Annotated in this window: 10 protein-coding genes, 1 pseudogene and 1 other annotated feature; all 11 genes and pseudogenes read right to left on the bottom strand. The window is 36.2% G+C overall.

Annotated elements, in window-relative coordinates; genetic code table 11:
* On the bottom strand, nucleotides 1-1,451 hold a 1,451-nt coding region (gene ilvD / locus ACT8VG_RS02510; RefSeq protein WP_444195124.1), incomplete at its 3' end, for a dihydroxy-acid dehydratase.
* A 9-nt stretch (nucleotides 1,452-1,460) separates the two neighbouring features.
* Nucleotides 1,461-2,543, bottom strand: coding sequence for a 3-isopropylmalate dehydrogenase (gene leuB, locus ACT8VG_RS02515; protein WP_022424399.1), 1,083 nt, complete (start codon nucleotides 2,541-2,543; stop codon nucleotides 1,461-1,463).
* Nucleotides 2,544-2,548: 5 nt separating this feature from the next.
* Nucleotides 2,549-3,040, bottom strand: a complete 492-nt coding sequence (leuD, locus tag ACT8VG_RS02520) for a 3-isopropylmalate dehydratase small subunit (protein WP_117458473.1) — start codon at nucleotides 3,038-3,040, stop codon at nucleotides 2,549-2,551.
* A complete protein-coding gene (gene leuC, locus ACT8VG_RS02525; protein WP_287968390.1) occupies nucleotides 3,040-4,317 on the bottom strand; it encodes a 3-isopropylmalate dehydratase large subunit in 1,278 nt (425 codons plus the stop codon). The genes leuD and leuC overlap by 1 nt, the downstream gene beginning before the upstream one ends.
* A gap of 97 nt (nucleotides 4,318-4,414) precedes the next feature.
* On the bottom strand, nucleotides 4,415-5,431 hold the full coding sequence (gene ilvC / locus ACT8VG_RS02530; protein ID WP_006505165.1) for a ketol-acid reductoisomerase: 1,017 nt from the start codon (nucleotides 5,429-5,431) through the stop codon (nucleotides 4,415-4,417).
* A gap of 6 nt (nucleotides 5,432-5,437) precedes the next feature.
* Nucleotides 5,438-5,962, bottom strand: a complete 525-nt coding sequence (ilvN, locus tag ACT8VG_RS02535) for an acetolactate synthase small subunit (RefSeq protein WP_444195125.1) — start codon at nucleotides 5,960-5,962, stop codon at nucleotides 5,438-5,440.
* The gene (gene leuA, locus ACT8VG_RS02540; RefSeq protein WP_117459693.1) at nucleotides 5,962-7,650 is read right to left on the bottom strand and encodes a 2-isopropylmalate synthase; all 1,689 of its coding nucleotides are present in this window, start codon (nucleotides 7,648-7,650) and stop codon (nucleotides 5,962-5,964) included. The genes ilvN and leuA overlap by 1 nt, the downstream gene beginning before the upstream one ends.
* 53 nt (nucleotides 7,651-7,703) lie before the next feature.
* Nucleotides 7,704-7,957 (bottom strand) — a binding site (T-box leader).
* 276 nt (nucleotides 7,958-8,233) lie between these two features.
* Nucleotides 8,234-9,262, bottom strand: coding sequence for a D-alanine--D-alanine ligase family protein (locus ACT8VG_RS02545; RefSeq protein ID WP_444195126.1), 1,029 nt, complete (start codon nucleotides 9,260-9,262; stop codon nucleotides 8,234-8,236).
* Between the two features lies 1 nt (nucleotide 9,263).
* Nucleotides 9,264-10,607 carry a UDP-N-acetylmuramoyl-tripeptide--D-alanyl-D-alanine ligase gene (locus tag ACT8VG_RS02550; protein ID WP_187012379.1) on the bottom strand — a complete coding sequence of 448 codons (1,344 nt, stop codon included), beginning with the start codon at nucleotides 10,605-10,607 and terminating at the stop codon, nucleotides 9,264-9,266.
* 78 nt (nucleotides 10,608-10,685) lie between these two features.
* A complete protein-coding gene (locus ACT8VG_RS02555; RefSeq protein WP_444195127.1) occupies nucleotides 10,686-11,924 on the bottom strand; it encodes a DUF5050 domain-containing protein in 1,239 nt (412 codons plus the stop codon).
* Nucleotides 11,925-12,131 (bottom strand): annotated as a pseudogene (locus ACT8VG_RS02560) (hypothetical protein); the annotation flags it as partial.

Below are 12,131 nucleotides of genomic sequence, written 5' to 3' on the forward strand. Positions count from 1 at the left end.
GCTTCAGGAGATACATGTCCAATAGACGCCCCTCTAGTTGCTCCTGAGAAACGAACATCTGTAATTAATGCAACATCTTTATCAAGTCCCATACCAGCGATTTCACTTGTAGGAGATAACATTTCTCTCATACCAGGACCACCTTTAGGACCTTCATAACGAATAACAACAACATCACCCTTAACAATCTTACCAGCACGAATTGCCTTGATTGCATCATCTTCACTATCAAATACTCTTGCTGGTCCAGTATGTGTCATCATTTCAGGTGCGACTGCCGCTGCCTTAACAACACAGCTATCAGGTGCAATATTACCCTTTAATACTGCAATACCACCTGTTTTCATATAAGGGTTATCAACAGGACGGATGATTTCTGGATCCAAGTTTACACATCCTGCAATATTTTCTTTAATAGTCTTCCCAGTACATGTGATACCTGTTGTATCTAAGATACCTAATGAATCAAGTTCATTCATGACTGCGTATACGCCACCTGCATCATCTAAATCTTCCATAAATGTTGAACCTGCTGGTGCTAAGTGACAAAGGTTTGGTGTGTATTTAGAAATTTCATTCGCAATTTCAAGATTTAAATCAACACCTGCTTCATGTGCGATAGCTGGTAAATGAAGCATTGAGTTTGTAGAACATCCTAAGGCCATGTCCACTGTCATCGCATTCTTGAATGCAGCAGGAGTCATGATATCTCTTGGTTTGATGTTCTTTTCTACTAATTCCATGATCTTCATACCAGCATGTTTCGCAAGTCTGATACGTGCTGAATAAACAGCTGGAATAGTACCATTACCACGAAGACCCATACCGAGGGCTTCTGTTAAACAGTTCATAGAGTTCGCTGTATACATACCTGAACATGAACCACATGTTGGACATGCTTTTTCTTCAAATTCTTCAAGATGAGCAGCATCTAGAGTACCTGCATTATATTGACCAACGGCTTCAAATAGTGAAGAAAGACAAGTCTTCTTACCATTTAATTTCTTACCTGCAAGCATTGGTCCACCTGATACAAAGATAGTTGGAATATTTAAACGAGCCGCTGCCATTAATAAGCCTGGGACGTTTTTATCACAGTTAGGGATCATAACAAGTCCATCAAACTGATGTGCTGTCGCAAGACATTCTGTACTATCTGCAATGAGTTCTCTTGTAACAAGTGAATATTTCATACCTGTATGGTTCATCGCAATACCATCACATACTGCAATCGCAGGTACTTCAACTGGTACACCACCAGCTAAATAAACACCTTTCTTAACTGCTTCACTGATCTTATCTAGATTCATATGACCAGGAACAATTTCATTATATGAACAAACTACCCCGATTAGAGGTCTTTCTAATTCTTCTTCTGTCATGCCTAAGGCATTAAAGAGTGAACGATGAGGTGCACGTTCTACTCCCTTTTTTACATTATCACTTCTCATATTACCCTCCTAAAGTCTTTCTACTACAGCATCACCCATCTGTGATGTAGATACTTTTGTCATTCCTTCTTTATAAATATCAACAGTACGGATATTATCCGCAAGAACCTTTTCTACTGCTTTTTCAATACATGCTGCTTCTTCATCCATATCAAATGAATAACGTAGCATCATAGCGGCACTTAAGATAGTCGCAAGTGGATTCGCAATATTCTGTCCTGCAATATCAGGTGCACTGCCATGGCTTGGTTCATACATACCTAGACTGTCTTCACGAAGTGAAGCACTTGATAACATACCAATAGAACCTGTGACCATAGATGCTTCATCACTTAAGATATCCCCAAACATATTCTCAGTGAGGACAACATCAAACTGTGCTGGATCTTTCACTAACTGCATAGCACAGTTGTCTACAAGCATATGTTCTACTTTTACTTCTGGGAAATCCTGAGCCACTTCATTCACAATCTTACGCCATAAGCGAGATGTATCTAAAACATTGGCTTTATCCACACTTGTAAGTTTCTTACCACGTTTCATCGCAATTTCAAATCCTCTTTGTGCGATACGTCTAATTTCATGTTCTGAATAAACAAGATTATCATGAGCCACTAATTCACCATTGATTTCTTTTGTGTTTCTTTCACCAAAATATAAACCACCAGTCAATTCTCTTACGATAATCATATCAAAACCTGCTTCTGATGTGCTTTCCTTTAATGGACATGCACCTGCAAGTTCTTTATATAAATAAGCAGGTCTTAAGTTTGCGAATAAACCTAATTCTTTTCTAATCTTTAATAATCCTGCTTCTGGTCTTAATGTAGGATCTAATTTATACCATGGAGATGTATTAGTATCTCCCCCAATAGAACCTAATAATACAGCATCGCTGTTTTTTGCGACTTCTAATGCCTCATCAGTTAATGGGACTCCATAAGCATCAATAGAACAGCCTCCCATGAGGATATTCTTATAGTTGAATGTATGATTATATTTCTTTGCGATGGCATCAAGTACCTTAATTGCTTCATTCACAATTTCAGGACCGATTCCATCACCTTTAATAACCGCAATATTCTTTTCCATATCCTCTATCCTTTCTTATTATTGACGTAGTTTACAAGACCACCCTGTTCAATAATCTTCTGCATGAACGCTGGGAAAGGCTGACCCTGATATTCTGTATTCTTAGTGAGGTTATAAATCTTACCTGTTTCATAATCTACTTTTACTTCATCGCCATCATCAATACCATCTACGGCTTCTGGACATTCAAGAATCGCAAAACCGATATTAATAGAGTTACGATAGAAGATACGTGCAAAGCTTTTTGCGATAACACATGAAACACCTGCTGTCTTTAATGCAAGAGGGGCATGTTCTCTTGATGAACCACAACCAAAGTTCTTCTTTGCGACAATAATATCACCAGGCTGAACTCTTTCTACAAATGTGGGATCTAAGTCCACCATAGCGTGACTTGCTAATTCTTTGGCATCAAATGAATTAAGATATCTTGCTGGAATAATAACGTCTGTGTCAACGTTATCACCATATTTAAATACTCTACCTTTAGCTTCCATTAGTTATTACCTCCGAATTTTTCTGGATTTGCGATATAACCTGCAATCGCACTTGCAGCTGCTGTTTCAGGAGATGCAAGATAAATTAATGATTCTACATCACCCATACGTCCAACGAAGTTTCTATTTGTAGTAGAAACACACTTTTCACCTTTCGCAAGTACACCCATATGACCACCCATACATGGACCACAGCTTGGTGTATTGACAGCACATCCTGCTTCTACAAATGTTTCTAGAATACCTTCTAGGATACACTGTAAGTAAATCTTCTGAGTGGCTGGTACAACCATCACTCTCACATTATCAGCTACTTTCTTACCTTTAAGAATAGCGGCTGCTTTTCTTAAGTCTTCCATACGACCATTTGTACATGATCCAATAACAACCTGATCAATATAGATTTTATCCATTGCTTCAATTTCATCCACTGTCTTCGCATTACCTGGAAGATGAGGGAAAGCAACAGTTGGTCTAATAGCAGATAAGTCTACATCTACCACTTCTTCATATTCAGCGTCTTTGTCTGCTTCATAGATCTTATATTCACGTTTAGCATGTTTATCTAAGTATTCAATAGCGGCTTCATCAACAGGGAAGATACCATTCTTAGCACCTGCTTCAATAGCCATATTACAAATAGTGAAACGATCTGCCATAGATAATTCTTTGACACCCTCACCAGTAAATTCCATTGATTTATATAAAGCACCATCTACACCAATACGCCCAATAATATGTAAAATAACATCCTTACCAGATACGTATTTTGGTAATTTGCCATGAAGATTAAATTTAATAGCTGAAGGTACCTTGAACCATAACTGTCCAGTCGCCATACCTGTCGCAATATCAGTTGTTCCTACACCTGTAGAGAAAGCACCAATAGCCCCATAAGTACAAGTATGTGAGTCTGCACCAATGACAGCATCACCTGCCACAACAATGCCGCTTTCAGGTAAGATAGCATGTTCTACACCACATTTACCCTGTTCCATATGATGTGTTAATCCCTGCTCACGAGAGAATTCTCTGATTGCTTTAGAGTTCTCTGCAGATTTAATATCTTTATTAGGTGTAAAGTGATCTGGCACTAAGACTACCTTATCTTTATCAAAGACCTTATCAGCCATTTTCTTAAAGATTGGTAAAGCCATAGGTCCTGTAATATCATTTGCCATTACAATATCTACATTTGCTTCAATTAATTCACCTGCATGAACTTCTTTTACTCCCGCATGATCAGCTAAGATCTTCTGCGTCATTGTCATTCCCATTATATATTTTCCTCCTCAAGTTATTTTTGAATGTTGTAACGAGAAAGTACCATAGTACTTCCTCTTTACAACACACAAAGTGTGTGTTGCTTAGTGATTAGTTATTTAAAAGTTTATCTTCATCAGACCAAGAATATAATGAACGGATATCAGCACCTACTTTTTCACATTCATGTTCATTGTGTAGCTGTCTCATTGCTTTGAAGTGAGCCTGTCCACCTGCTGCTGACATTTCAAGTAAGAATTCTTTAGCGAATGAACCATCCTGGATATCAGCTAATACTTTCTTCATTGCTTTCTTAGTGTCTTCAGTGATTAATTTAGGACCAGTGATATAGTCACCATATTCTGCAGTATTAGAAATAGATTTTCTCATACCTTCGAAACCTGACTGGTAGATTAAGTCTACGATTAACTTCATTTCATGGATACATTCAAAGTATGCATTCTTTGGATCGTAACCAGCTTCTACTAATACTTCGAAACCAGTCTGCATTAACTGACATACACCACCGCAAAGAACTGCCTGTTCACCAAATAAGTCTGTTTCAGTTTCAGTTCTGAATGTAGTATCTAGTAGACCAGCTCTTGCACCACCGATTGCAGCACCATAAGCTAATGCATAATCATGAGCCTTACCAGTGTAATCCTGTTCAACTGCTACTAGACAAGGAGTACCTTTACCTGCCTGATATTCTGAACGTACTGTATGACCTGGAGCCTTTGGCGCAATCATAGTTACATCAACGTTCTTTGGTGGAACGATCTGATTGAAATGAATATTGAAACCATGAGCGAACATTAACATATCGCCTTCGTTTAAGTTTGGTTCGATAGCTTCTTTATAAAGCTTAGCCTGTAATTCATCAGGAATTAATACCATGATGATATCTGCCCAAGCAGCTGCATCAGCAGATGTCATAACCTTAAGTCCCTGTTCTTCTGCTTTCTTCCAAGACTTAGAACCTTCGTATAGACCAACAACAACGTCTACTCCAGATTCTTTAAGATTTAATGCATGTGCATGTCCCTGAGAACCATAACCGATGATAGCAACCTTTCTACCATCCAATAAAGATAAATCACAGTCTGTGTTGTAATAGATTTTAGCCATATTTAATTACCCCCTATTTTTCTTAGCTTTCATCTTTTCTATATCAAAATCATCTAGTCCTCTTCCGATGCCAGCAATACCAGTACGGACGATTTCAGTGATATTGAACGTATCTAACATTGTGAGAATACCATTGATCTTATTTTGATCACCAGTGACCTCCACAACGAGTGAATTTGGCGCAACATCTACAATCTGCGCTCTAAATATATTGACTATTGACACAATATCCGGTCTTTGTGAGTGGTCTGCTTCTACCTTAATAAGCACCAATTCACGATAGACTGAATGGTCATCATCTAACGGAAATATTTCAATTACATCTTCCAGCTTTCTTAACTGCTTTTTAATCTGTGCAAGAGTGGCTGGTTCTCCTCTTGCAGATACTGTCATACGTGAGACTGTTGGATCGTTTGTTTCACCAACAGTCAATGAATCAATGTTGTAGCCTCTTCTAGAGAATAATGCAGCCACACGGCTTAATACGCCGGCTGTATTATCAACTAGAATAGACAGGACAAGTCTTTCCATTAAGCGGCCTCCCTCATATCCTTATGTATTCTATTCATAGCAGAAATAATTGCTTTAATAGTTGCAGTTGTAATATTTGGATGAACACCTACACCCCATTCAATAATAGATGTACCTTTTGCTCTAAGTTGTACATAAGCAGCAGCTTTAGCACTTGAACCAGATGTTAATGCGTGTTCTGAGTAATCTAATAAGTGAATATAATGGTATCCATTATCATTGAAAGCATTCTTAACTGCATCAATTGGACCATTACCATAACCAATAATTGTACGTTCTTCACCATGATCACGAATTGTTAATTCTACTTTTCTTTCAAATTCATTTTCTGTATCTTCTGAGATATCTGTTAGCTTCTGATAAATGAACTGGAATGGTTCTTCGTTCTCAATATATTCATTTCTGAATGTATCATAGATTCTTTCTGGTGATACTTCACCTTCTGCTTCAGAGATGTTCTGTACAATCTTTGCGAAGTCACCCTGTAATGGTTTAGGTAAATGATAACCAAAGACTGTATCCATAACGAAGGCCACACCACCTTTACCTGATTGAGAGTTAATACGAACGATTGGTTCATATTGTCTATTTAAATCAGCTGGGTCAATTGGTAAGTAAGGAACTTCCCATTGTTTCTGATGTCTTTCATGATATTTATGAATACCTTTATTAATAGCATCTTGATGGCTTCCAGAGAATGCTGTGAAGACTAACTGACCAGCATATGGAGAACGAGGATTAACTTCCATCTTTGTACATTCTTCATAAGTATGCTTGATATCATTCATCTGTGTGAAGTCAAGTTCTGGATTGACACCATGTGTATACATATTTAATGCAACAGTGACGATATCTACGTTACCTGTTCTTTCACCATTTCCAAATAATGTACCTTCTACTCGATCAGCCCCTGCCATTAATGCAAGTTCTGTTGCAGCAACACCACATCCTCTATCATTATGTGGATGAACTGAGATAATAGCTCTTTCACGATCTTTTAGGTTTCTACATACATATTCAACCTGATCTGCAAAGACATTTGGTGTATCCATTTCTACAGTTGAAGGAAGATTCACAATCACTTTATTATCTTTAGAAGCACCCCATACATCTAAGACTGCATCGACTACTTCTACTGCATAATCCATTTCTGTACCAGTAAAGCTTTCAGGTGAATATTCAAGAATGACTTGACCTTTAAAGTTATTACATAACTTCTTTACAAGAGCACAGCCATCTGTCGCAATCTTCTTAATTTCATCTTTATCTTTGTTGAAGACAACATCTCTTTGAAGGATACTTGTTGAATTATAAATATGCACAATAGCGCGATCTAATCCATCAAGGGCTTCAAATGTTCTCTTAATTAAGTGTTCACGGCACTGAGTTAATACCTGAACAGTGACATCATCAGGAATGAGGTTTTCTTCAATCAATAATCTTAAGAAGTCATATTCAATCTGTGAAGCTGAAGGGAATCCTACTTCAATTTCTTTGAATCCAAGTTCTACTAATAACTTGAACATCTTCACCTTTTCCTGAATATTCATTGGTGTTACTAATGCCTGGTTACCATCACGTAAATCTACTGAACACCAGATAGGTGCTTTTTCAATTGTCTTATCTGGCCATGTGCGGTCTTTCAAGCTCACTGTTTCAAATCTCTTGTACTTTTGGTAATTCATCATAATTGTTTATTCTCCTTTCCAACCTATAAAAAAAGCCCTCGTCCTTACTAGTGTAAGAGGACGAGAGAATAATTCTTCGTGGTTCCACCTCAATTTATTGATATCTCACAATATCAACCTTATCGAGTACGCTTTATATATAAAGTACATACTCTAGCGAGATAACGGTCGCAATTACCGTAGCAGCCTACTTAATTCAGTGCTCCACTCAAGGATGAGTTCAAAGATGATCAAACAGTTCTTTACACCAGCCAGAACCTCTCTGCGCTTTCATCATTCCCCTACTAGTTCCTATCAAAGTCGTTTTCTTTCGGGTTGTTGTGTTTATCATATACTTCTCGCTTAGACATGTCAACAAACTTTTTCACTTTTTTCCTAATTTTCCTAATTATATTAATTATTTATCGGATAATCAGTTTTATAAGCGGTTTCTTGTAATGAACTATATAAATTTTATTGTAATATTCAATATTTTTTTCATTGTTTTTTATTACAGACATTTTTATATTTACTTCGCAAAATGTTTATTATTGTGATAATTATTTATCTCTACAGGATATAAAAAAAGATGTCTTTCGACATCTTATCTCTGTAATGCAAGCTTGATTAATTCATCAATAAGAGCTGGTGTATCTAGTCCAGCATCCTTCATTAATTGAGGATACATAGAGATATTAGTAAAGCCAGGCATAGTATTGATTTCATTTAAATAAACGTTTCCTGTATCGATATCAGTGAAGAAGACACATAGAGCTAAACCTGTCCCATCAACTACCTTAAATGCCAAAACAGCACCCAGTCTGATATATAACTCGATAGACTGATCTACTCTTGCAGGAATGCATGTTGCACTCTGTTCATCTTCATATTTAGATTCATATGTATAGAATTCACCATGTGGTAAAATCTGTCCTACACGTGATGCACTGATATCATCATTACCAATGACAGCACATTCTAATTCTGTCGCATTAATAGCTTTTTCTACAACAACATGACGGTCATAAGATGCTGCTTCATGAAGTTTTGGTAGTAAATCAGTTAAAGTATTAACCTTATAACAGCCTACACTTGAGCCAGAACGGCTAGCCTTTACAAAGCAAGGGAATCCTAAGTGTGTATAGATTTCCATTTCTACATTAAAGCTTTCTCTACCTTCATTATCTACTACAACTAATTTATCATCATATCTCTTCTTGACATATAGAGAAGGCACCTGAGGAATATTAGCCTGATCAAATAGTTTCTTTGCATAAATCTTATCCATTGCAGTACAAGATGCCATCACACGGCATCCAACATATGGCACCTGAGCCATTTCTAATAAGCCCTGGATAGTACCATCTTCACCAAACTGTCCATGTAATGCAGGGAATACAACATCAAATGATTTTAAGAAAGTGAAATGATCATTGATCTTTGTAGCACCTTCTAACCAGTTATCACTAGAGAAATCAGTAGAAACTAAATCATACCATTCTCCTTCTTTTGTAATACCTGCAACTTTAATATCATATTTACTCTTATCACAATTTTTATAGATATTCACACATGACATACGGCTAACAGCATGTTCTGTAGACTGTCCACCACATACTAATAATAACTTCATCTTAATTATTCTCCTTTAAATCATTAATGACTTCTTTTAAATGCATACCATTAGAAGCCTTGACTAGAACAACATCATTTTCTTCTAGACATTCCTGTAAATAAGCACTTAAAGAGGCATTATCATCAAAATGATAAGCAAGGCCTGGTTTTGCTTTATTTACTTCGTCTGAAATATAACGCGCAGCAGGTCCTACAGTCAAGACTAAATCAATATTCTTTTTAAGTAAATGTGCACCTACAGCACGATGAAGTGTTTCTTCATAATCACCAAGCTCTAACATATCCCCTAATACTGCAATTTTACGGCCTGCATAGCCTGATAATACATCAATACTTGATTTCATAGAATCAAGATTCGCATTATACGTACCATCAATCACACGGATATGACGATCAAGTGTTAAGATATCATTTCTATTCTTAGTGAGTTCAAATGTTTCAATACCCTTGATACATTTTTCCATTGGAATATCTAATAATAAACCAACCTGAATCGCAATTAATGCATTGAAGATAAAATGTACACCTGGTACATAGACTCTTACACCATAATCCTGCCCATCTACCTTTACTCTAAATGATGACATATCTTCATTCAAGATAATATCAGTTGCTTTTAAATCTGCATCACTTTCAATGCCAATTGTTTTTAAAGAGATTCCTTCAGGATGAACTGTAGATAGTAAATCATTATCGTTATTGACTACCAAAGTACCATGGTTCATACCATGTATGATTTCCATCTTGGCCTGTAAGATATTTTCTCTCGAACCAAGTTCACCAATATGTGCTGTACCAATATTTGTGATTGCTGCAATATCAGGTAATGCAATCTTAGTTAAATAATCGATTTCTTCTAAATGGTTCATACCCATTTCAATAACCATGACTTCTTCACCATTATAACGAAGAATAGTTAGAGGTAAACCAATATTATTATTGAAGTTACCCTGTGTTTTTAATGTAGTATATTGCTGGGAAATAACACTCGCAATCATATCTTTAGTACTTGTTTTCCCTGCTGAACCAGTGATTCCTACAACCTTTGCATGAGAATGCACACGTACATAACGTGCTAAATCACCTAATGCCTTCATTGTATCTTCTACTAGAATCACATTATGTACATCATCTTCTATAGGATGGCTTGTCAAAGTGGCTGTTGCACCATTTTTAAAAGCCTGTGGGATATAGTCATGCCCATCTTTAATACCTACTAGAGGGATATATAGGTTTCCTGGCTGAATAACACGTGTATCCTGTGTAAAGCCATTCACCTGGTCATCTAAGTGACCATTTAAGAGTTTTCCGTTTGTTGCCTCAATAATTTCGCTTATTAACATATAATCATCTCCATTTTTTACCCACCCATTATAGCATAAATCTTATATACAAAAAAAGACACTGAAGTGAATCAGTGCCTAATTATCAAATATCACTGCATACTTTGTATTAGAAGTGTTTACAACTTTCCAATCCTGATTATCTTTCACAAAGAGATGATCATTCACAATCTGCATACCACCGATACGATGTGACTGGAACTGATAAACTGCAGTCGGTTCTTTCTTTTCAAAATCTAGACGATACATCTTTGCATCACTGCCCACATAATAAATTGCTTCATCACTCATCACAAACATAGAATAACCAATATCATTTAAAATAATCTGGGATTCTTTTGTTTGGACATTCACTCTACCAATTGTCATTTTAGGTGTAGAGAAATAAAGATAACCATCGTTAAAAACTGAACCATAAACCTGTTCATTATAAATAGTATCTGTGGCTTTAGTCGTCATATTATAAGAAATAATAGAACTCTTACCAGTTAGATAAATAATATCTCCATTAAAGTTCATATTATAGATATGTTCATCCAAAAGTTTAGTAGATGTTTTATCTGAAATATCATAAACATATAAACTTTCATTATCACTATCATTCTGATAATAGAGCTTATTATCATGATAAGTCATATAGAATGCTGAAACATCCTGTAGTGTTTCAGACTTTTCTGTCTTTGTATCAAGAACACAGATATGATGATCTTTATCTGTATAATAAAGCTTTTCTCCGACAAGATTTAAATAAGTCGCATACTTGATATCATATGTCTTTACAACATTCATATCTTTATCTAATTTTACCAATTTACTGTCAGGTTTTGACATGAAGATATAGTGATCATTGGCTGCGACAGTTCCATCATTAGATAAATTAGAATATTGTTCAATTTCTGTTGTTTTCTTAAGACTAAAGACAGAAGACATTGTTTCTGTTATTTCTGAAGTACTCGAATTACCATCTGCCCATTTAATATTATCAGAATGATTCAAATAATACTGTGCACCGGTAGTCGCAAGTATTAAGACAAGTACTGATATAATAACTACTTTCCAGTTAATCTTACGTGATACCTTTTCCGGTTCATATGTTTTTTCTTCTTCTTGATAAATACGTGATGTAGGAATAAAAGACCCTTGAGGACGACGTGATGTTGAAGCAGGTCCTAATGGTTTTCCACAATAAGAGCAGAACTTCGCATGAGGAATGTTCTGATGACCACAATGAGGACATTGATCATCCAGTGGTGTACCACAATAGGGGCAGAAATGTGACCCTTCTGGGATTTCTTTATGACATGTAGGACAAATCATTTAGTTGTCATCTCCAGTCTTTTCTTCATCTACAACCTTATATTCTACATCAATGATATCAGGATTATCATTACGTGATGAAGACTGAGATTGAGATGAATATTGTGTTTGTGCTTCTTCATACTGCTTTCTGATTTTCTTTAGTTTAAAATATTTCCAGATTTCATAAACAATAAACATAATCAATAAGAAAGGCCATGGATTAGG

Origin of the sequence: Catenibacterium sp. (assembly GCF_052354645.1) — a bacterium.
GTDB lineage: Bacteria > Bacillota_I > Bacilli_A > Erysipelotrichales > Coprobacillaceae > Catenibacterium > Catenibacterium mitsuoka_A.